Genomic DNA, 20,257 nt, shown 5'->3' with positions numbered 1-20,257 from the left:
GGGACGTGTGGCCGAGCTGGCTGGCGTGAGCGTCCGCACGCTGCATCACTATGACGAGATCGGCCTCGTGCAGCCGTCCGCGCGGACCGGGGCCGGATACCGGGCCTACTCGGCGGGCGACGTGGAGCGGCTGCGCGAGGTGCTCGGCTACCGGCGGCTGGGCTTCGGATTGCGCGCGATCGCGGATCTGGTGGACGACCCGGCCACCGACGCGGTCGCGCACCTGCGCCGGCTGCGCGGCCTGCTGCAGGAACAGTGCGACCGCGCTGCCGCCATGGTGACGGCCATCGACAAGGAACTGGAGGCACGGGCAATGGGGATCAGGACGACGCCGGAGGAACAACTGAAAGCGTTCGGTGCACAGTTGTACGAATCTATCGGGTCCGCGTACCCGGCGACGCGGCGCACCGAGCCGCGGATCGCCGCGAGGATCTGGGATGCGCTCGGGGACGCCCGGACGGTACTGAACGTCGGGGCCGGCACCGGCTCCTACGAGCCCCCGGACCGCGACGTCACGGCGGTGGAACCGTCGGCGGTCATGCGGGCACAGCGTCCCGTGGGCGCGGCGCCCTGCGTGGCCGCCAGTGCGGAGAGCCTCCCGTTCGAGGATCAGTCCTTCGACGCCGCGATGGCGGTCAGCACCGTTCATCACTGGCCGGACCCGGTCGCCGGGCTGCGCGAGATGCGGCGCGTGGCCCGCCGCGTGGTGGTGTTCACATACGACGCCAGTACGACCGGCTGGCTTCAGCGGTTCTGGCTCACCCGCCACTACCTGCCTGAATTCGCTGACCTTCTCGTCGGCTGGCCTTCACTGGCCGACATGACCCGCGCGATCGGGGGCCGCGCGGAGCCGATGCTCATCCCATGGGACTGCGCTGACGGCTTCTTCGAGGCCCACTGGCGCCGGCCCGAGGCGTACCTGGACGAACGTGTACGCCGCGCGGTATCGGTATGGACCAGAGTCGGACCGCAGGCCGAGCAGCGGGCGGTGAACAGCCTCCGCAACGACCTTTCCTCAGGCCTGTGGGCCGAGCGCAACCGCGACCTCGTCGCCCTCGACGCGGCAGAGCTGGGCCTGCGCCTGCTCGTAGCCTGAACCATCGTGCGCGAGAGCACGGCTACCGCCACCGCCGCCGGATCGGCTTCGCTGCTGAGCACGCGCACGCCGCTGGCGGCCGGCAGCGTTGCCGGCCCGTTGTTCCTAGGTGTCGACTAACCCACCGTCGCCAGATCTTGAATGCGGCCACCGCAGCTGATGATCTGCGACCAGGCCACGCCCCGCCCATCGGCGGGGCGTTCCTCTCGTGGTGGCCCGGAGCCGGCACGAACGCCCCGGGCGGTCACTTTCCCTATCTGTTGCTGGAGGTGTCGCACAGCTCGTGGTCGACAAGGTCACTGGAGGCCTTGTGTTGCCGGAGCGTTTCATCGAGGTCGTTGAAGCTGGTGGACATGGAGACGGTGACAGTGCGGCTGCCGTCGTCGGTGGCGCCGTTCAGGGTGATGTAGCCGGCTTCGCCTCCTTCGTGGCTCCAGTAGCTGCCGCCGCAGGTCAGGGGGCGGTTGACCAAGCCGAGACCGTAGCGTCCGCCGGGCCAGAATGCCTCGAGCCGCTTGTCGACCGAAACGGTGTCCTGCATCTCGGCCATGCGCGCCTCGGACAGCAGCTTGCCGCCCAGCAGTCCCTGGAAGTGCCCGCAAAAGCAGACCAAGATCGCCAACCAGCAGCTGCTGTTCCATCGTCAGTCCGAGCCCGGTATGGCGCAGATGATGAAGGACACGCTGGGGGGGCGGGCGGAGCCTGGCTTCCTCGGCCACGCGCAGCAGGTGGACGCGGTCGTGGGGGCCAGCCAGCAGATGCTGGTCTGGCCGGGCGCGAGCCGGGCGAAGCACACGGCGGCCTGCAGGAAGCCGCGTGCCCACGGCGGTACGCGGTGGGTGGCGCAACCGTCGGTGTAGCGGGTGCGGCCATGCAGGGCCAGGGTGGCCGGTGGCGAGCTGCTGGAAGGAGGCGCCGGTGAAGAGTGCGGCGGCGAGGGCGGCGGCCAGGCGGGGGTGGGCGGTCGCCGCGGCAAGGCGTCGGGCGGCCTCCCAGGCGGTGCCCCGAATGCAGATGGGTACACAACGTCACCACCGACTACGGAACAGGGCCTGATCCATGACACTCCCCCCGCCTGGGCCGGGCCGCCATAGAACAGGCAGGCAACGAACAGACGTGGTAACCGCGGCAGGTTGGGAACCTGCCGCGGGCCGCGTCGCTGCCGCGGGTCACGTGCCTGCGCACGGGACCCGTTCCGCCGAGGTCAGTCCGACGTGGTCTTCCACCCGTAGTCCGGCAGCTTGAAGAAGTCGTCCCCGTTGACCCGGTCGGCGCTGCCCGTGGCCAGGCCCGTCATCAGGGACTCCACTCCGGTACGTACGGACTGGACGAACATGCCGCGCTGCCGCTGTCCCAAGTCGTCCTGCTGCCCGCGGACTTCGAAGAGGACTGTGCCGGATCCGTTGAGGGCGAAAGCGGAGCGGCCCTGGCCGGCGTATTCGCGCGCGTCGGGGTGGAGATAGCGGCCGGTCGCGGCGAGCCTCGACTGCTCGCCGTATGCGTCGGCGATGCCATTGGCCACCGTGAGCGCATAGCGGCGGGACTTGTCCTGGTCCAGCTTCGGCCACTGCTTCTTGTACTTGGCCCCATCGTTCATGCCGAGTGGCGGATAGTCCAGCGAGACCGTGATCAGCTTGCCGTCCTGAGGGCCGCCCGTGATGCGCTCGCAGGGACCCATGTGGTGCAGATCGATGAACGCGTCGACAGACCCCTTCTCATTGCGCATCTTCACATACGTGTCACGGATCGCGCGCGACTCGGGGGAGAGGAAGAAGCCGGCGTCGGTCTGCTTGCCGGGGAGGTCGGAGGCCTGCGGGACGTAGTTCAGATCTGGGTTGAAGTCCCGGTTGAGGTCATAGCCGGGCTGGTCGATGCCGTCGCCGCGGAGGCTGTGGTACCAGGCGCGCGGCGCCCCGGCCAGCTGGGGGAACTGCGCGACGGTCTGGTCCCAGGAGCGTACGTTGATACGACGGTTGAGCTCGCCGCCGTCTGGGTTCACCATCGGCATGGCAACCAGGGTGACTTTGCTGAGGAGTTCGGCGGTCTTCGGACCAGAGCTCGAACCGAGCTCCTTGAGGATGCCAATGAGGGCCTCCGTGCCCGTGCGCTCGTTGCCGTGAATGGCGCTGGTCACCATCAGGACGCGGGGGCCGGTGCCCACTCGCGCGGCCCACAGTTCGCGGCCCTGGGTGGTGCGCCCGGCGACCTCGACCTGCACCCGGCCCTTGCTGGTCTTCTCGATCTGCCGCAGTGTGGCGCCGAGTTGATTATGGTCGGTCCAGCCGGACCAGGACGGATCGTCGGAGGTCTTGCAGTTGCCGAGATCGCTTTCGGCGGCCGTGGCGGTGGCGGCGGCCGGTGAGGTGACCAGTACGGCGCCGAGGGCGGCGGAGGCCGCGACGGTGGCAACGGCTGTGCGTAGCGCTCGCGGACGGGTGTTCCGCGTGCTGCGGTAGGTGCGCATGGGGCGGGCTCCTCACGACGTTACGGGTGGGACTGGTGTGGGGGGCGTTCCGGATGATGCTGACCCGAGGGTCAAGGAAAGGTCAATGGGGCGTACATGAATGCCCATGTCGGCGAACGGCCCCGAGGGCCGGGAGGTGGGCGGCGCCGGTTGTGCGTCAGGTCAGAGGGCGTCGGCGAGGTCTTCGATCTGGTGGGCAAGGCGTGGGTCGGGGTGCGGCAGCGCCGGAGCGGCGCGAGCAGCTGGAGGAGATCGACGCGTCTTGGTGCCCGAGCTGGCCGGTGACGTGGCAGCGATGCTTCCACCTGACCCGGATGCACCTCGACGAAGGCGGGACGCTGCCCACCACCGCAGGCGAGGTCGTACGCCAGGGCGAGGATCTCGGGCGGTGGGTGAAGTCGGTAAGGCTCGGATGGGACCAGCTCCCCGGCGTGCAGCAGTGGATGTGCGAGCAGGTCCTCGGCATCGAGCCCGCGGGCGAGGACGAGAAGCCGAAGCCGCGCCCGAGCCAGGCCGACAAGTGGGCGATGCACCTCGCCGCCGCCCGGCGGTACTACGAGCGCGAGGGACACCTTCGAGTACCCCGCAAGCACGTCGAAACGATCACCATGGGCGGGGCCGACAGCGAGGACCAGGAGCAGCGGGACTTCCGGCTCGGTGCCTGGGTCGGCAACCAGCGCTCCCGGGCGGCGACACTGACACCGGAACGGGTGGAACAGCTCTCCGCAGTCGGGATTCGGTGGGCGTAGCCGTATACGGGCAGCGGGCCGGACGGGGCGTGCGATCTCGTCGCGGATCGGCCTGACGGCTTCCACGCCTTGTCCGGCCGGGTCGTCCAGCTGCCAGTCAAGGTACCGCTTGCCGGGGAAGATGGGGCAGCTGTCGCCGCAGCCCATGGTGATGACCACGTCCGAAGCCTGCACTGGGAAGTAATCGCCGCCGACTCCCTCCATCCGTGGGGGTGGGAGCCAGCCGCCCCACTCTGGGCCGCCGAAGCTCGCCAGGACACGGTCCTCGCCGCGGCCTGGACCCTCAACCGTCGGCTTCAGCAGAAGCTCGAACGCCACGACATCGGCGAGACCGATCTCTGCATGCAAACCTTCGACCTGAGGGAAGCTCAGCCGGGGAAGCCACAGCTGCGATTTCCGGCGACCGATTAGTACCCCAGCTGACGTTCGTTGCTGGGGTGGCTGAAGGGTCTGGCGAGATGAAACGGCCACCACTGATCATCGTGGGACGCCACTACCAACGGCGGGACCGACTCGCTATGACAACCTCGAACGTCAGCTGGACTACTGCCTTCGAGGACCAAGGAGAAGACATGGGACTCTGCTCGGAGTGCGGTGCGCCGATGGATCCGCGATCCTGTGACGACCTGTTCCACGCCTTGCTCGCGTTGGACCATTCGCAGCAGGCACCGTGGGGGCCGTTGCACGGCGTCTCAGTCTCTTGCTTCGTGCTTCAACACCCCAGTTGGCATCCCGCCGACGATGGCGCGATGGGTTGGGCGCTCCTGCGCGCGTACCTCGAAGGCGGCCTCGGCGAAGTGAACCAGCTCGTCGGTCAGGCTCGTCGTGGCAACTCCCATCGTGTGAAGGCCCGGCCATCACGATTCGTCCGCGACGCGGCGCTGCCGCACTGGGACGCGCTGCCGTCCCGTTTCTCCGTCACGATCGAAGACGTCGCCGTCGACGGGACGTTCCCCGCTGCGGGGTTCGCGGAACGCGTCAAGGCTTGGGCCGCCGCGACGGTCGACGCGTGGAGCCGCAGAGCGTGACCGACAAGACCGTGGGCCCGCCGAAGAGCGGGTCCACGGCACTGCCACGCTGAAACGCCTGGTCAACCGGGGGGCCTCATCGAGCCCGAACCCGGCCTGTTCACCATCCCGCAGCCGTCCCGCCCCGCGACAGCGCCGTCCTCAAGTTAGAATCCTAACAAAGGCGCACAGAACACCCCCTGAGAGGGTGTTTAAAGAGCCCGTCGATGAATTAGTGGTGCGCGTCGCGTCAACTCGTTGTTGATGTCGCATTCATGACGTATCTGGCGAGTTGGGAGCAGTCGTGTACGGGCAGATCTCACCGAACGCGGTCACGATGACCCTGGTCCCGGACAACATCACCGAGGAGCCGGCACTGCTGCGCCACCTCCTCGTGCTGACAGTCCGCGACGGCCCGGGCGTGAACGAGCAGACAGCCGAGCGCCACCTCGCCGCGCACGAGCGCCACCATGAGGCGGCGAACCGGTGACGGCCGCTGCAGCAGCGACCGAAGCGACCGCTGAAGGGGCTGAAGGGACTGAACTCGGGGAGGTAATCGAAGCCGAGCTGGTCGACGACGACGCGGCGGTCCGACTGCTGCCCGCGACCGTCGCCGGGGGCGCTCCCACATACCGCATCACCAGGACACGCTGCTCGTCGAGGGGGAGCTGCCGCCGCGCGTCGACGAGCAACCCGCCTTCACCAAGCGGGACTTCACGGTGCCGCCGTCCGCCAAGCGCCGGGCCGAGGAGCGCGGCGCGAGGAACACCCGCGTCAACCGCGGCACCACGCGAGACCGGTTCGAGGAGTGGTGCGTGAAAGAGGGGCGGATCGCCCGGCCGGCCACCACCACGGCGAACGTCGTCGCCTACTTCGACCACCTGATGGAGAGCGGCAAGAAGGGCGGGAGCCAGTACAGCCCGGACAGCCTGCTCGCCTACCTCTCCCGCATCGTCACCTTGCAGATCGTCCGGCGCGTACGGGCCTGGCTCGGCGACCTGCGCGAGCTCGACGCCGACAACCCGACCTTCCCGCTGTTCCAGGCCCTGTCGACGACGGGCAACCTGAAGGGCCGCGGAAACGCCACGGTGCGGGGCCTGCACCTGTCCGGCAGCGCGATCAACGAGATCGTGAAGAAGCGCGCAGCCGCCGCCGGGGTGACGTACATCAACGGCCTGAAGGTGACCGGCCACTCCCTGCGGGCCGGCCCGAACACCGACATGAAGCGCGCCAAGGTGCCCCTCGCCGACCGGCGCGAGGCGGGCGACTGGGGCGAGAAATCTCCGCTGCCCGACTCCCGCTACAACCGGCCGGACGACACCGTGGACGCCACCGAGACCGATCCACTGGACGCCGTTCCGCTCTTCGGCAGGTTCCAGGAAGAGACTGCAGGGCGATAAAGGTGCAGGTCAGGCCATGATGTATGCGTAGACGCATGCGCGGGTGCATACTTAGCGTATGGCTGACACCAGCGTACGCATCGACACGAACACACGGGACCGGCTCGCAGGTCTCGCCAAGGCCCGCGGCATGAGTCTGGCCGCCTACCTTGATGAGCTGTCCAGGCAGGAAGAGAACCAGGCGTTGCTCGGGCGGGCGACCGCCGCGTTCGAGGCCGCGCTCGACCGTCCGGGCTTCGTCGAGGCTTTCGACGAGACGTTCGGGGGCCTTCCTTCGGCGCCCAGCGGTAGCCACGGCCCGACCCGCCAGGCGGCCTGATCTTGAACCTGCTCATCGACATCCGGTGGCTTCTCGACCGGCAAGAGCGCGTCCTCGGCAAGAATCTGGAAGTCCTCGACTACTCGGCACTGGTCGCGGCAGTCGCCCGGCACCGGGTGAACACGCCCCACCTGGACGTGGGCGAACCCGATGCCTACTGGCGGGCGGCCGCGCTGCTCGACACGATCGTGCTGCAGCGGCCCCTGCCCGCCCGGAACGAGCTGTACGGGTACGCCGTGACCGTCGCGTACATCGAGGCGTCCGGTGAGACGGTGGACGCGAGCCAGCAGCAGTGGATCCAGCTGATCGAGGACATCAAGGCCTTGCGCCTGACCACCTTCGACATCGCAGACCGGCTTCGCTCCTGGCGTCAGGCCTGACGGAGCGAGAGACCCGTTCAGCAAGGTGCGGCTCTACGCCACGCCTCCGCCGCAGTGACAGGCCTGCGTCTGGTGCCTGTCGGCGGATGGGCGGGTCACAGGATCCCCTTCCAGTTCCAGGGGCGGGCGCCGGATCGACCGCGAAGACAGTCGATCCGGTACTGCGCCTGATGGCGCCACTCCGGGTGGCTCGCCGCGTGCTGCGCCGCGTACGTCACCATGCGCAGCTCACGGGCTCCAGCGAGGATTGGGTAGCCGGACCACGTCGTCACGTCCATGCCGTAGGCGTCACAGAAGGACGCGTACTCCTCGGCTGTGACGGCACCTGTGGTGATCCTGCGGACGGCGGTCATGACGAGATCCCACTCCGGTGGCCCGACGGAAAATCGCTCCAGGTCCATCATCAGCCGCTGCCCGTACGCCGTACGGACCAGGTTGCCGGGCCATGCGTCGCCGTGGACGGCGCTGTCCGGCAGGCCGGCAGGTCTCTGTTCCCATGCGGATTCGATGTCTTGGCGAAGGCCGTAAGGCCACCACCAACGACGCTGACTGGCAGACCCGCATCGGTGCGATGAAGTTCCCCAACTGCACGGCCGGCCCGCGGGGTGAGGTGACCGGCAAGGTCACCAAGGCCGGTGGCGCGCCGATCGCCGGTGCGACGGTACGCATCGGCGGTAGCCGGACCGTCACCGACGACCAGAGCGGGTACAAGCTGACCCTGCCGACTGGTCAGCACGAGGTGACCGCATCGGCATTCGGCTACGCGTCGAAGTCCGCGACGGTGACCGTGCCGGACGGTGGCGCGGTGACGGAGAACTTCGCGCTCGACCCGGTTCCGCTGCGCAAGGTCAGCGGCGTGGTGAAGGACGGCTCCGGGCACGGCTGGCCGCTCTACTCGCGCATCGAGGAACTCGTCGAAGCTGGCGAGCCTCGTATCGTCGCCGGTCAGGACAATGACGGATGTGTGGTCTTCGCGATCTCGCCTCGTTTTTCGGCGGCACTCGCCCGCGACGAGCGCTCCAGGTTGCGTGACGTCGCGGCGTCGTGGGCCCAGCTGCGCGCGGAGGATGGCGAGGTCATCGACACGGAGATCGCCGACGCGATCGTGGGTGATCTGGCTGATCTAGCCTGCAGCGCCTGACGCCAGAGCCAGGGCGTCTTCTGCTGGCTCGCGTAGGAGTTCAAGTTCGGAGCCAGATGGCGATGGCCGCCGCGGTGGCGGTGCCGAGGAAGACGTAGCCCCGCTTGTCGTAGCGCGTGGCGACCGCCCGAGACTGTTTCAGCCGGTTGATAGCCCGTTCAAGGAGCAAGCCACAGTACTGACATAGAAGCGAGCGGGATGGGGAATGTCCCGGTCATAGGGGTTGATGCCCTGTTGGCGCTGGTCGGAACAGTCCGACGGCTGCGTGAGGGGCTGGTCGGGGCAGGCGTGGGGGGTGGGGCGCGATGGCTGGAGGAGACGCGGCCGTGCCCCCCAGACCGGGCCCGCGACAGCGGGGACGCCGAGGTGGGAGTCCTTCCCGGAGGTGAACCGGGTGGTGGTGCAGCGTCTGCTGGGTCTTCTGGTGGAGCGCATGGCGACGGCACCGCTCAGGAGCACGGAGGGGGGTGTGGACGATGACGATGGTCGGGCTGTCGTGGGAACGGCTGGAGGGTAAGGTCCAGCGCTGGCATCGTGACCGGCTCGCGGCCGTATATGTGCGCCAGTCGACGGCTGGGCAGGTCAGGGACCATCAGGAGTCCACGCGGCTGCAGTACGCGCTGGTGGAGCGCGCGGTCGCGCTGGGATGGCCTCCGTCGCGGGTGCTGGTGATCGACGAGGACCTGGGGCATTCCGCGTCCGGGATCGATGCCCGGCCCGGCTTCCAGCACCTGGTCTCCGAGGTCGGCCTGGATCACGTGGGGATCGTTCTGGGGATCGAGATGTCCCGGCTGGCCCGCAGTGGCCGCGAATGGCATCAGCTTCTGGAGTTGTGCGCTCTGTCGGGGGCCCTTCTCGGGGATCCGGACGGCGTCTACGACCCCAGCGATCACAACGACCGGCTGCTGCTGGGCTTGAAGGGCACGATCAGCGAGGCGGAACTGCACCTGATCAAGCAGCGGATGTGGTCCGGACGCCTGGCCAAGGCCCGGCGCGGGGAACTGGTGGTGCCCTTGCCCATCGGCTTCGTGCGGCGTCCCTCGGGCGAGGCGGTGCTGGATCCCGACGAACAGGTGCGCTCTGTGGTGCGTCTGGTCTTCGAGTTGTTCGAGCGGTTCGGGACCGTCAACGCGGTGCTGTGCTACCTGGTCGACAACCACATCCAGATCGGGGTGCGGCTGCGGGAGGGCCCCGAGCGTGGGGAGTTGGAGTGGCGTCGGCCCAATCGGGTCGCGCTGCAGAACATGCTCCGGCATCCGGCCTACGCTGGAATCTACGTCTACGGCCGCAGCCGGCTCGATCCGCGCCGGCGGCAGGCGGGGCGGCCGTGCACCGGCCGGGTGCGCACCGGCCGCGAGGACTGGTTCGTCTACCTGCCGGGCCTGCTACCTGCCTATATCAGTGTTGAACAGCATGAACGGAACCTGCAGCGGATGGACGCAAACCGGGCCCGGTCCGAGAGCATCGGCGTGGTGCGCGACGGCCCGGCGCTGCTGGCCGGGCTGGTGGTCTGCGGCCGCTGCGGCATGAAGATGACGGTGCGCTACCAGCGTGGCGCGGGCGGGAAGCTGCACCCGGCGTATGTGTGCGCCCGTGCCAAGAGCGACTACGGGCAAGGGCAGTGCCAGCAGTTGGCGGGGGGCTGCATCGACGAGCACGTCGCCTCCCTGCTGCTGGAGGCGATGACCCCGGCCGCGGTGGAGGTCTCACTCGCCGCGGCCGAGCAGGTCGAGACGCAACGTGCCCAGGTGGACCGGATCTGGCGGCAGCGTCTGGAGCGCGCCGACTACGCCGTGGACCGCGCACGGCGCCAGTACCAACTGGCCGAACCGGAGAACCGCCTGGTGGTACGGCAGTTAGAGAGGGACTGGGAGACGGCGATGACCGAGCGCCAGAGGCTCGGCGAGGAGTACGACCGCTTCCTCGCTGTGCGCCCGCGCACCCTCAGCGCCGAGGAACGGGCACAGATCAGGGCTCTGGCCGCTGACGTCCCGGGCATCTGGCACGCGCCCACCACCACCGACGCGGACCGCAAGCAGCTGATCCGGCATCTGGTCGAGCAGGTCCGCATCGAGGTGCTGGGCACCAGCGAGTTGGTGAACGTGGCTGTCCGCTGGGCCGGAGGCCACCGCACCGATGCGCAGGTGGCACGGCCCGTGGCTTGCCTGACCCAGCTCAGCTACTACCCCCGGCTCCGTGCCCGCGCCGCCGAACTGGTCGAGGCCGGCTGCACGACCGCGCAGATCGCCGAACACCTCAATGCCGAGGGCTTCCGCCCGCCCAAGCGCTGCGAGACGTTCACCAGGAACGCGGTCAACGACCTGCTGCGGGCCCTGGGCATCCAGCGCTCACGGCAGCAGAACCGTCACCGCCCCGACCTGGACGAACACGAGTGGTGGCTGCGCGACCTCGCCGAGCACCTGGGCATGTCCGAGATCACGCTGGATGCCTGGGTCAGGCGAGGCTGGGCCACCGGCTACCTGCACCCGCAGGCAGGCTTGAGGATCGTCCGGGCCGACCCGGCAGAGGTCGACCGCCTGCGCGCGCTGCACCAGGTGCCGCGCGGCCAGCACACCCGGCGCCCCTGGTTGAAGAATCAGGCCGCCAGCATGAACACCGGGAACGAAGAGGCGTGAGAGGAAGGAGCTGACGGCGATGGAACCGAGCCGCAGGTATGACAGCACTGCGGCTTGCTTCTCTCGACAGTGTTGCGTTTCTTGTACCGCTGTTCGTCGAGGCTGGGCAGCCGTCCGCCGTGCGATCCCTTGCGCCGGCGGGCGCGCCTGGCTGTTGGTCTTCGCCGGGATCGTGTGGCGGATTCCCCGGCGCCGCAGGTACTCGCGGACGGGCCCGTTGCTGTATGCCTTGTCGGCCGCGAGACTGTCCGGCTTCACACGTGGCCTTCCCGGGCCGGGTCTGGGGACGCGGATCTTCTCCAGCACGGCGACGAACTGGGTGCAGTCCGCCCGCTGACCTGGTGTGACGATCAGGGACAGCGGGCGTCAACGTCCGTCCGCGCTCAGGTGGAGCTTGCTGGTGAAGCCGCCGCGCGAGCGGCCCAGGCCCTCACCTCCCGCACCACCTCCACCCGCCGGGCGACGGGCCGGCAGCAGCACCTGGACCGCGGAGATCAGCGACCACATCGGGGCGCTGCGGACGGCCGCCTTGCGCACCTCCTGGGAGGCCTGCCGGTAGCGGCCGAGGAACAGCTCCTCGCCGCCGATGCCGCGCAGCACGCGCAGGCCGGCGACGGCGTCGGAGGTCAGTTCGGCGGCGCGGCCCGCCTTTTCGCGCTGGATGTCGGCGCGCCGGGTGGCCCGGGGCAGCAGCGGCAGTACGGCGAGGGCCAACAGGGGCACGCCGCCGGCGACCACCGCACCCAGCGCGGGCTGGTATACGACCAGCGCGACGCAGACCAGGACGAGGGCGGTCGCGGCGGCGGCGAAAGCGCGACAGTGCTTCGACGAACCAGCCGATCTTCTCGACGTCGCCGGTGGAGACCGCGACCACCTCGCCCGCGGCGACCCTCCGGGTGAGTACCGAGCCGAGTTCGGCGGTCTTACCGGCCAGCAGGTGCTGGACCCGGGCGGCCGCCGTGATCCAGTTGGTGATGGCGGTGCGGTGCAGCAGGGTGTCGCCGACGGCGATGGCGGCGCCGAACAGCAGGATCAGCCCGCCCGCGAGCGCCAGCCTGCTGCCGGAGCGGTCCACGACGGCCTGCACGGCGACGCCCACGGCGAGCGGCAGGCCGGCGATTCCGCACTGGTGCAGCAGCCCCCAGCCGAGTGACTTCAGCTGGCCGCCGAGCTGTTGCCGGGCAAGCCACAGCAGAAAGCGGCGGCCTGACCGTACGTCGGGATCACCGGGATCGGAAAACGGAAGATCGCGAATCTGCATGACGTCCCACGGATCGCTGAGGGGGTGGCGAGTGGCTCAAACCGTGCAAGGTTCGTGTTCCGCCGGCAGTCGCGGCAATTGATTTTTACGCATGAGGGAACAAAACGCGCCAAGGTCGAATTTTCGCCTCTGGCGCACTTGTTCGTCCCGCGCTTCACTCTGACCCATGAAGAGTAAGATCACGTCCATGCTCGCCGGACTGGTGCTGGCCGCCGGTTCGGCGCTCGGCGCGAGCCCGGCGGTCGCTGCCGAGCCGGTCCCCACGGAGTTCGGCACCGACTGGCACGACCCGCTGACCGCGGCGCCGCCCGTCGCGAAGCCCCCGACCCGCTCCTGCCAAGTCACCGTCGCCGAGGCACAGTTCCGCGACTTCACGCCGTACAGGGGCAGTTACACCCCGCCCGAGGAGTGCGGCGACCGCTGGAGCAAGGTGGTGCTGCGCCTCGACGGAAAGGTCAAGGGGCGCCAGTTCGACCGACTCGGCTACCTCCGCATCGGCGGCGTGGAGATGTTCCGTACGTCCACGCCCGAGCCCTCGGTCGACGGCATCAACTGGTCGGTGGAGAAGGACGTCACGCACTACAGCGACACGCTTCGCCGCGGGCAGGACGTCGACATGCTCATCGGCAACGTCGTCAATGAGACGTACACCGGCGTCATCGACGTCAAGGTCACGCTGACCTTCTACGCCGCCGAGGGGCGTACGAAGCCGGCGGCGACGCCCGACAAGGTGATCCCGCTGGACGGCGCCCGGCTCACCACACCGCGCAACTCGGAGCGCATCGTCGCCGAGGTGTACGCCACCGGCTCGGGCGGCGGCTGCGAGGAGTTCTGGTACCTCACCGTGCCGGACTCCGCTCCGTACTCCTGCAAGGCTGACAACGGCCCGTACCGTGAGGTGCAGATCAAGGTCGACGGCCAACTTGCCGGAATAGCCGCACCGTTCCCGAACGTATGGACCGGAGGATGGTCCAACCCCTTCCTCTGGTACGTCGTTCCGGCGCCGCGTGCCTTCGACGTGAAGCCGATCGAGTACGACCTGACGCCGTTCGCGGGCATCCTCAACGACGGGCGCGAGCACCGCGTCGAGGTGTCCGTCGCCGGACTGCCCGCCGGACAGAGCGGCTGGAGCACGCCCGCCAACGTGCTGGTCTGGCAGGACGAGGGCAGCGAGCACGTCACCGGGGCGCTCACGAAGCACGATCAGAGCGACCTGGCCAACTCGAAGACGGTCACGCCCGGTTCGTTGAACCGGCTCGACACCAAGGGCGGCCACCGGCTGACCGTCGCCGGCTATGTCGACACCTCGCACGGGCGCGTCGAGACCACCGTCTCGCGCACCCTCGCCAACACCTCCGTCCACCGCTGGACGGAGGACGAGAACACCGACGGGCTCACGGCCCGCTGGGACGACGACGAGACGGTGACCGTGGACGGCCGGGGCCCGGCGCGCGTCGCGCACACCCACCGCGTCTACACCATGGACGGCGAGATCACGATCGGCACGGACAACCGGCTGCGCACCGTCCTCACGCTCGGCGACCGCGCCGATACCTCGGTCGTCCGCGCCGGCAAGCGCATCTCCTGGTCGCGGCTCGACGACACCTACACCGGCGACGCCGCCTGGACGCTGGGTGTCCCGCGTGACCAGCGCCATGCTGTCGGCACGTCGAGCGAGCACTACCGGCTGGACGGGTCGGGAGGCTGCTACGACCGCACACTGCGGACCGAGCAGGGCACCCTGACGGAGGACCGTACGGGCTGCTGAAGTGACGCGGGGCCCTGCGCGCGCAGGGCCCCGCGTACCTCGCCAGGAGAGCCCGATGTCAAGCTCAATGGTGAGCTTCCTCGCGATCATCGTCCCTCGCTCCGGTGCGAGGAGCTTGAAGCCATGCTGATCTGCTCGATGAGTGTCTCGGTGGACGGATTCATCGCCGACCGCGAGGGTGCGTTCGGGTGGACGGCCCCTAGCGAGTAGATGTTTCGTTTCCACGTCGCGCAGACGCGCGAGCTCGGCGGCTATCTGTTGGGCCGCAGGCTTTACGAGACCATGCTGGTGTGGGAGACGGATGCGTCCCTGCGCGACAACGAGCTCGGGGCTGCGTTCGCCGACATCTGGTGCGCTCTCCCGAAGGTCGTCTTCAGCCACACGCTCGACAGCGTTCAGGGCAACGCCCGGCTCGCCAGGGCGTCGGTGGCCGAGGAGGCCGCTGCGGCGCTCGGGGCGACCGACAAGGACGTCTCGATCGGCGGCGCCGACCTGGCCGCGGCAGCGATCGGGCTCGGCCTCGTCGACGAGCTGCGCATGTTCCGCTATCCGGTCGTCGTGGGCGGCGGCACGCCCTTCCTGCCGCCGGTCACCGAAGACGTTCGGCTAGACCTGGTCGAGACCAGGACGTTCGGCTCACGCGTGATCTACGAGCGCTACCGGCGCGCCCGCGACACGTCGGACTGACACCGCCGTCCAAGTCATCAGCGCCTCGCCGGACCGGGTATCCGCCGCGCTGACCGACTCCGACAAGCTATCCCCCCGTTGCCTTTTTCGTGGCTCCGCAATGGGGCCTCCGGCCTTCGGGTCCGGCATGACTCCCCCCCCTTGTTGTTGATGATCCGGAGGGTGGTGTCACCGGTCCCAGAGGCATCGACGGACCGCTGATGAGGGGCTTGAGCACCGGCTTCACCCAGGCCGGAAGAGCTCTCCGTAACGTGGATGTGGCAGCTCGGTGCCCTGGCAGGCCGGACGAAAGCGTGAGCGGAGGGGCCTGCACGTGATCGACACCGGCGACATCGACGTCTTCCTCGGCCTGGACGTCGGCAAGGGCGAACACCACGCCACCGCCGTCACACCAGCCGGGAAGAACGCCTTCGACAAGCGCCTGCCCAACACCGAACCCAAACTCCGCGAACTGTTCGCGAAACTCCAGGCCAAGCACGGAACCGTGCTCGTCGTGGTCGACCAGCCGGCCTCGATCGGCGCCCTGCCGCTGGCGGTCGCCCGGGACATGGGCTGCCCAGTCGCCTACCTGCCCGGGCTGACGATGCGGCGGATCGCCGACCTCTACCCGGGCGAGGCCAAGACCGACGCGAAGGACGCGTTCATCATCGCCGACGCGGCCCGCGCGATGCCGCACACGCTGCGCGCGATCGACGGCGAGGACGAGACGATCGCCGAGCTGGAGATGATCGTCGGCTTCGACGACGACCTGGCCGGCGAGGCCACCCGGGTCGCGTTGCAATGCTCCGCGACGGCACCTTCTACGAGCCCCAACCCGCAGGAGCCAGGTGAAGGTTCAGGCCGGTCGGTCAGTCTTCCGGTCGAAGTCGCTGTCGAGCGGCCTCAAGTCGCTGGTCATAGTCGGAGGCGAACAGCTCAGGAAGTGCCTTGTCCAGCGTTCCGGCGATTCGATGGATCGGCGCCCAGACCGCCGGATCGTCGACAACGCGACTGAAGTCAGTCATCTGGAGCTTCTCCAGCCAGTGCGACAGCACCAGCGCCTCGTCACTCGTGAGCTTGATCGTGACCTGGCTGTCGCCCATGCGCACCCCTCCGGCTCAGCCCCCGCCCTCGACCACACGAACCTACTGGTCTTCGACCACCAAACACATAGGGGCACCCCCGCATGCCGGAAGCCCCGGCCCGATTCCGACGGGCCGGGGCTTCCCCATGACACAGGCGGCTCTGTCACCACTTGTCGCAGTGGTCCCTTACCACTCCCTGTCGTCCCCGCCGCCCCTGTCGTCCCTGTCGAACCTGTCGAAGTGGTCCCGGACCACCCGGAAGCTGCCCACGACGCCGTTGCGGACGAACACGCCGCCGCGGATGTGTTTGCGGGTGAAGACACCGTTGCTGGTGCTCCAGGGACCGACCGTCGCGACCGGGGAACCGTTGTCGCAGGTCGCCCCACGGAAGAACTCAACAGTCCGCCGGCTGTCGTTACGGACGTTGAAGCTCTTGGCACCCAGACCGCTCACCACCGTGATGCAGCCCTCCTCCCCACGGGCGGAGTACGACCGCTCGTTGATGAAGATCCGGCCCTCCTCCCGGTGACCACGGCGCTCGTGGCCACGCTCGTTGCCGCCACGCTCGCCACCGCCGTAGCCGCCTCCCTCGTTCCCCTTGCCGCCACCACCGTTCCCGCCCTCACCACCCAGCGGAGCCGCGTCAGGGGCGGCCTGCTGAACAGCAGGGGCGGCCTGCTGGACGGACGGGGCAGCCTGGGTGGATCCGGCGGCCGAGGCATAGGTGATGCCGGTAGTGGCGATGACCGCGGCACCCACTGCGGCTGCGGTCACGGCGACGGTACGCGTCTTCATGTCACTTCTCCCTTGTCTCTGAGGGTCGGCCGGGCAACCGGCCTGCAATGAACGTACTTATGGCGCCTTTAGCTGTCATATCGGACGTATCGACAGGGGGCCGACCGGGTGTACGAACGACCCGTACCGCACATCGATCGACACATGACGCACCGTCAATACATATGAAAGTAAGCTTATTTGGCACACGATTAGGCCTTCTGGGCGACTTCACGACGCCCGATCACCCTCTCGGCAGCACGGACGCGGATCCAGCACACCCAGAACCTCACCCCCCACCGCCCCCAACAGCCGTCATCGCCACCCACCCACCGCCCCGGCCGCCACAGCGACCCACCACACCCCTCTCGCGGGCCAACACCGCATCGGTATGCCGCGCACACACTGCGGTCGCCACCACGGCCCAGGCCATCGATCGAAACAGTCACTGGCCCGGCATGAAGGCGCAGCTCAGCCGGGCCATCGGCCAAGCACCTGGCGGATCCATCGCTCGTAAGAGGTCACGTCACTTCGAGCGCGCGTGTCTCTTACATCCCCTCTGCAGCAATGTGCTAGATAACTGCAGTAATCCGGTGCCCCACGCCGGACCCGCGGGACGGCCCTGACACCACGCTGATGGTGTCAGGGCCGTCGACGTTCAGTGAGGGCCGCCGACACGGTGGCGTGGTCCGGCTGGATGACGGCGCCGCTTGCGGGCAGCCGGCCAAAGTCGAACTACGCGAGGTGTTCAACGCGATCCTCTACGTCAACCGCACGGGAATCCCCTGGAAATACCTCCCGCACGACTTTCCCGAAGCACGGCACCGTCTACGCCTACTACGCCGCCTGGCGCGACGAGGGGACCTTCGCCCAGTTCAACTACGACCTCACCGGCCTGGCCCGAGTGAAGGAGGGGCGCAAGCCCGAACCGACCGCCTCCCTGATCGGCACCCAGAGCGTGAAGACCTCCAGCAACGTGCCCCTGACCAGCCAGGGAACGGACGCCGGGAAGACGATCGTCGGCCGGAAACGAGGCATCCTCACCGACACAATCGGGCCCCTCCTCGCCGTGACCGTCACCGCTGCGAGCCTCTCGGAGAACGCCGTGGGAATACAACTCCTCGACCAGGCCAAGATTCTGGTGCAGGGTTGACGTCAAGCAGGCGTCGTGGCCGGCGGTGCTCGATCGGCTGAATGTGGCTGCGCTGCTGCGGCCGCCATCAGCCCATGTTGCTCGGCGTCTCCAGCGGCGGGATGACCGGAGCCTGCGTCCTTTCCTCCCCCGCTGTCCCGGCACGCTTCTCCAGCGTCAGACGCAGCAGCACGACTGCCAGGGCGACGAGTGCGAACGCGATTCCGACCCAGGGCAGCGAGCGGGTGCTCAGGGAGGCCAACACCCAGCCGCCGACCGTTGTGCCCACGGTGATGCCCAAGTTGGAGAACGAGACGAACAGGCTGTTGCCGAACTCGGGTGCGTCCTGGGTATCGCGGCCCAGCCAGGTCTGGCACACGATGAGGCCGCCGGAGTGCACGGCCGCCCAGAGCGGGACGATCGCGACCATCGGAGCGACGCGCGTCCCAAGGGCGAGCACCAGCGCGTAGACGAGGAAACACAGGACGGGGAAGAGGAGCACGGTGCGGGTGGCGCTGACCCGCAGCAGCGCGGCGAAGGCGAAATTGCCGAAGACCATCACGACGCCGAACACCATCAGCATCACGCTGATCCACGAGCCGCGCATCCCGGTGACGGTCCCGAGGTACTCGGCGAAGTAGCCGTACACGGAGAACAGCGCCGCAAAGACGAAGACGATGGACAGGAGCGTCAGCCATGTCCGGCCGCCGCGCAGCACGCCCAACTGGCTTCCGTAGGAGAGCCGCTCGCCCACGGGCATCGCGGGCAGGAACCGCAGGATGCCGATGAGGCCGAGTACGTTGACGGCCGCGCCGAACCAGAAGGCGTCCTGGAGCGAGAAGTGATCCGCCAGGTAGGACGTGAGCGGCACGCCGAAGGCGAAGCCCACGGTGACCCCGGCAAAGACGCGTGCGGTCACGCGGGCCGCATCCTTCCCCTGCCCGAGCCGTACTGCTGTTGCCAGGGCGACCGAGAAGAAGACCGGATGGACGAGAGCGGGGATGATCCGGAAGGCGAGCATCACGCCGAAGTGGGTGGTGAGTGCGTAGACGGCGTTTGAGACGGCGAAGACGCCCATGGTCGCTGCCAGCACGGCTCGGCGGTCGACACTCGAGGCCGCGAGGGTCATGAAGGGGCCGGAGAGGGCCACGGTGAGGGCGAAGGAGCCCACGAGCAGTCCCGCCGTGGAGGCGCTGACATTCAGTCTGTCCGCGACCTGCGGCAGCACTCCGACGATGCCCATCTCGGTCGTGATGATGCTGAACACGCCCAGGGCGAGCGACAGAACGGCCAGCGAGCTTCTTCTCATGATCGTCTTCCTTGTGTGGGCGACCAGTAGCCGACCTACCTAGGTATCGCGGTTTCTAGATATGATCGGCGCGAATGCGCCGCCGCGGTGACACGCCTGGGCTGCGTTCAGCGGGGCACGCTGTCCGGTCGGCGTGGGTCGGGAGGTCAGAGTTCGTTACGGATGTGCTCGGCGAACGCCTCGATCGTGCGCTCGTTGCGCCGGTAGTACGTCCACTTGCCGATCCGCTCGGACTCCAGCAGGCCGGCGTCCTTCAGCGTCTGCAGATAGCTGGAGACCACGGACTGGGAGAGCCCGGAGCGAGCCTGGATGTCGCCGACGCACACCCCGATGTGGAAGCCCAGACCCTGCTGGCGGTAGGCGCTCTCGTCGAAGTGCGCCGCCGGGTTCTTCAGCCACTGCAAGAACTGCAGGCGGGCCGGATTGGCCAACGCCTTGTGTATGGCCAGGGGGTCCACGGTGCTCCTTCCGACTGACCTCCGATGTCGCATCTACTTTTTCCGATGTTTAGGAATGTGTCAAATGGGCGACTCAGGCCACTGTCCGTTGCGGTGGTAGGTGGGGCGTCGGAACCTCCGTCGCGCTCGCCCTGCTCCGTTGTTTGTGGCGCACAGTAGCGGAGGGGTGTTCGTGGTGGCCGCGACCAGGCCGGTGGGCCGCACCCCGTCGGCCTCGGCCAGGGTGCATGCCCCGGCGAGCGACTCGATGGCGCAGGCCGGCAGATAGCTGGCGGAGATCTTCGCCGTGCTGGCGTGGTGCGGCTGGTCGTACATCCGCCGAGTTCGCTGCCCCATGGCGGGTGTACACGGCCCTCGGGCCGCGACCGGCCCCGCACCAGGCGTGCCCCCGGCCTGAGAGGGCCTGCCCTGCGTGTCGTGTCAGGCTCGCCTTGAGTGCTTGGTGTGGGCAGGACCTCTGTCGGCAGGTGGCTTTGGTGGGTGCGATCCTCAAGGGCGTGAGCGTGTCCGGTGGCACGAATTGGAGCACGCGTACGGATCCGCGGTAGGTGTTCCTGGCCTGCTGTCGCGGATCGCTTGGGGGTGTGACCGAGATACCTGCCGAAGGGGCAA

The 20,257-nt window shown here is 68.5% G+C and carries 19 protein-coding genes and 7 pseudogenes; 15 read left to right on the top strand and 11 right to left on the bottom strand.

Going from position 1 to position 20,257, the window contains the following annotated elements:
- Window positions 1-7 precede the first annotated feature (7 nt).
- A complete protein-coding gene (locus OH809_RS41175) occupies window positions 8-1,096 on the top strand; it encodes a methyltransferase domain-containing protein (RefSeq protein ID WP_406516191.1) in 1,089 nt (362 codons plus the stop codon).
- A 253-nt stretch (window positions 1,097-1,349) separates the two neighbouring features.
- Here the strand turns inward: OH809_RS41175 and OH809_RS41170 are convergent, their stop codons facing one another.
- Window positions 1,350-1,646 carry a hypothetical protein gene (locus tag OH809_RS41170; RefSeq protein WP_406516190.1) on the bottom strand — a complete coding sequence of 99 codons (297 nt, stop codon included), beginning with the start codon at window positions 1,644-1,646 and terminating at the stop codon, window positions 1,350-1,352.
- Here OH809_RS41170 and OH809_RS41165 point away from each other — a divergent pair.
- Window positions 1,645-1,956 carry a hypothetical protein gene (locus OH809_RS41165; protein WP_406516189.1) on the top strand — a complete coding sequence of 104 codons (312 nt, stop codon included), beginning with the start codon at window positions 1,645-1,647 and terminating at the stop codon, window positions 1,954-1,956. The genes OH809_RS41170 and OH809_RS41165 overlap by 2 nt on opposite strands.
- A gap of 344 nt (window positions 1,957-2,300) precedes the next feature.
- On the opposite strand, the gene OH809_RS41160 is transcribed toward OH809_RS41165, so the two are convergent.
- A complete protein-coding gene (locus tag OH809_RS41160) occupies window positions 2,301-3,560 on the bottom strand; it encodes a M14 family zinc carboxypeptidase (RefSeq protein ID WP_406415857.1) in 1,260 nt (419 codons plus the stop codon).
- Window positions 3,561-3,763: 203 nt separating this feature from the next.
- Here OH809_RS41160 and OH809_RS41155 point away from each other — a divergent pair, with 203 nt between their 5' ends.
- Window positions 3,764-4,309 carry a helicase associated domain-containing protein gene (locus OH809_RS41155; RefSeq protein WP_406516188.1) on the top strand — a complete coding sequence of 182 codons (546 nt, stop codon included), beginning with the start codon at window positions 3,764-3,766 and terminating at the stop codon, window positions 4,307-4,309.
- 18 nt (window positions 4,310-4,327) lie between these two features.
- Here the strand turns inward: OH809_RS41155 and OH809_RS41150 are convergent.
- Window positions 4,328-4,483: pseudogene (locus OH809_RS41150) on the bottom strand (phosphotyrosine protein phosphatase); the annotation flags it as partial.
- Between OH809_RS41150 and OH809_RS41145 the strand changes: the two are divergent.
- The 6 genes from OH809_RS41145 (at window position 4,478) to OH809_RS41120 (ending at window position 7,415) form a co-directional block, all read left to right on the top strand.
- The gene (locus OH809_RS41145; RefSeq protein ID WP_406516326.1) at window positions 4,478-4,720 is read left to right on the top strand and encodes a TIGR02391 family protein; all 243 of its coding nucleotides are present in this window, start codon (window positions 4,478-4,480) and stop codon (window positions 4,718-4,720) included. The pseudogene OH809_RS41150 and the gene OH809_RS41145 overlap by 6 nt on opposite strands.
- A 161-nt stretch (window positions 4,721-4,881) precedes the next feature.
- A complete protein-coding gene (locus tag OH809_RS41140) occupies window positions 4,882-5,337 on the top strand; it encodes a DUF5946 family protein (RefSeq protein WP_406415861.1) in 456 nt (151 codons plus the stop codon).
- A 283-nt stretch (window positions 5,338-5,620) separates the two neighbouring features.
- Window positions 5,621-5,806, top strand: coding sequence for a hypothetical protein (locus OH809_RS41135; RefSeq protein ID WP_406516187.1), 186 nt, complete (start codon window positions 5,621-5,623; stop codon window positions 5,804-5,806).
- Window positions 5,807-6,035: 229 nt separating this feature from the next.
- Window positions 6,036-6,716, top strand: coding sequence for a hypothetical protein (locus tag OH809_RS41130; protein ID WP_406516186.1), 681 nt, complete (start codon window positions 6,036-6,038; stop codon window positions 6,714-6,716).
- Window positions 6,717-6,774: 58 nt separating this feature from the next.
- Window positions 6,775-7,035 (top strand): antitoxin MazE7, encoded by a 261-nt coding sequence (locus OH809_RS41125; protein ID WP_406415867.1) that lies wholly within the window; start codon window positions 6,775-6,777, stop codon window positions 7,033-7,035.
- Between the two features lie 2 nt (window positions 7,036-7,037).
- Window positions 7,038-7,415, top strand: a complete 378-nt coding sequence (locus tag OH809_RS41120; RefSeq protein ID WP_406415869.1) for a toxin Doc — start codon at window positions 7,038-7,040, stop codon at window positions 7,413-7,415.
- 95 nt (window positions 7,416-7,510) lie between these two features.
- On the opposite strand, the gene OH809_RS41115 is transcribed toward OH809_RS41120, so the two are convergent.
- Window positions 7,511-7,891: a phosphotransferase family protein gene (locus OH809_RS41115; RefSeq protein ID WP_406516325.1), complete on the bottom strand. Its 381-nt coding sequence runs from the start codon at window positions 7,889-7,891 to the stop codon at window positions 7,511-7,513.
- 20 nt (window positions 7,892-7,911) lie between these two features.
- On the opposite strand from OH809_RS41115, the gene OH809_RS41110 reads away from it, so the two are divergent.
- Window positions 7,912-8,556: a carboxypeptidase regulatory-like domain-containing protein gene (locus OH809_RS41110; RefSeq protein ID WP_406415870.1), complete on the top strand. Its 645-nt coding sequence runs from the start codon at window positions 7,912-7,914 to the stop codon at window positions 8,554-8,556.
- Window positions 8,557-8,596: 40 nt separating this feature from the next.
- Here OH809_RS41110 and OH809_RS41105 read toward each other — a convergent pair.
- Window positions 8,597-8,716 (bottom strand): annotated as a pseudogene (locus OH809_RS41105) (IS5/IS1182 family transposase); the annotation flags it as partial.
- Between the two features lie 316 nt (window positions 8,717-9,032).
- Between OH809_RS41105 and OH809_RS41100 the strand changes: the two are divergent.
- Window positions 9,033-11,192 (top strand): recombinase family protein, encoded by a 2,160-nt coding sequence (locus OH809_RS41100; RefSeq protein WP_406516185.1) that lies wholly within the window; start codon window positions 9,033-9,035, stop codon window positions 11,190-11,192.
- Window positions 11,193-11,291: 99 nt separating this feature from the next.
- On the opposite strand, the pseudogene OH809_RS41095 reads toward OH809_RS41100, so the two are convergent.
- Together OH809_RS41095 and OH809_RS41090 are read right to left on the bottom strand one after the other, a co-directional pair.
- Window positions 11,292-11,543: pseudogene (locus OH809_RS41095) on the bottom strand (transposase); the annotation flags it as partial.
- Window positions 11,544-11,660: 117 nt separating this feature from the next.
- Window positions 11,661-12,453 (bottom strand): annotated as a pseudogene (locus OH809_RS41090) (ABC transporter transmembrane domain-containing protein); the annotation flags it as partial.
- 166 nt (window positions 12,454-12,619) lie between these two features.
- Here OH809_RS41090 and OH809_RS41085 point away from each other — a divergent pair.
- The 3 genes and pseudogenes from OH809_RS41085 to OH809_RS41075 all read left to right on the top strand — a co-directional run.
- The gene (locus OH809_RS41085; protein WP_406516184.1) at window positions 12,620-14,221 is read left to right on the top strand and encodes a peptide-N4-asparagine amidase; all 1,602 of its coding nucleotides are present in this window, start codon (window positions 12,620-12,622) and stop codon (window positions 14,219-14,221) included.
- 123 nt (window positions 14,222-14,344) lie between these two features.
- Window positions 14,345-14,908 (top strand): annotated as a pseudogene (locus OH809_RS41080) (dihydrofolate reductase family protein).
- 316 nt (window positions 14,909-15,224) lie between these two features.
- Window positions 15,225-15,683 (top strand): annotated as a pseudogene (locus OH809_RS41075) (IS110 family transposase); the annotation flags it as partial.
- A 475-nt stretch (window positions 15,684-16,158) separates the two neighbouring features.
- On the opposite strand, the gene OH809_RS41070 reads toward OH809_RS41075, so the two are convergent.
- Window positions 16,159-16,767 carry a hypothetical protein gene (locus tag OH809_RS41070; RefSeq protein ID WP_406415873.1) on the bottom strand — a complete coding sequence of 203 codons (609 nt, stop codon included), beginning with the start codon at window positions 16,765-16,767 and terminating at the stop codon, window positions 16,159-16,161.
- A gap of 693 nt (window positions 16,768-17,460) precedes the next feature.
- Here OH809_RS41070 and OH809_RS41065 point away from each other — a divergent pair.
- Window positions 17,461-17,881, top strand: a pseudogene (locus OH809_RS41065) (transposase); the annotation flags it as partial.
- An 85-nt stretch (window positions 17,882-17,966) separates the two neighbouring features.
- Here OH809_RS41065 and OH809_RS41060 read toward each other — a convergent pair.
- From OH809_RS41060 to OH809_RS41050, 3 genes are all read right to left on the bottom strand, one after another.
- Window positions 17,967-19,187 carry an MFS transporter gene (locus OH809_RS41060; protein WP_406415875.1) on the bottom strand — a complete coding sequence of 407 codons (1,221 nt, stop codon included), beginning with the start codon at window positions 19,185-19,187 and terminating at the stop codon, window positions 17,967-17,969.
- 146 nt (window positions 19,188-19,333) lie between these two features.
- Complete coding sequence (locus OH809_RS41055; RefSeq protein ID WP_406415876.1) at window positions 19,334-19,645, bottom strand: ArsR/SmtB family transcription factor; 312 nt, start codon at window positions 19,643-19,645, stop codon at window positions 19,334-19,336.
- A 60-nt stretch (window positions 19,646-19,705) separates the two neighbouring features.
- Window positions 19,706-19,981 (bottom strand): hypothetical protein, encoded by a 276-nt coding sequence (locus tag OH809_RS41050; RefSeq protein ID WP_406415878.1) that lies wholly within the window; start codon window positions 19,979-19,981, stop codon window positions 19,706-19,708.
- Window positions 19,982-20,257: the final 276 nt, after the last annotated feature.

The sequence above is a fragment of the Streptomyces sp. NBC_00873 genome (assembly GCF_045207415.1).
Lineage (GTDB): Bacteria > Actinomycetota > Actinomycetes > Streptomycetales > Streptomycetaceae > Streptomyces.
Note: the sequence above shows the minus strand (reverse complement) of the source record. Positions and strands in the feature narration are given on the sequence as shown.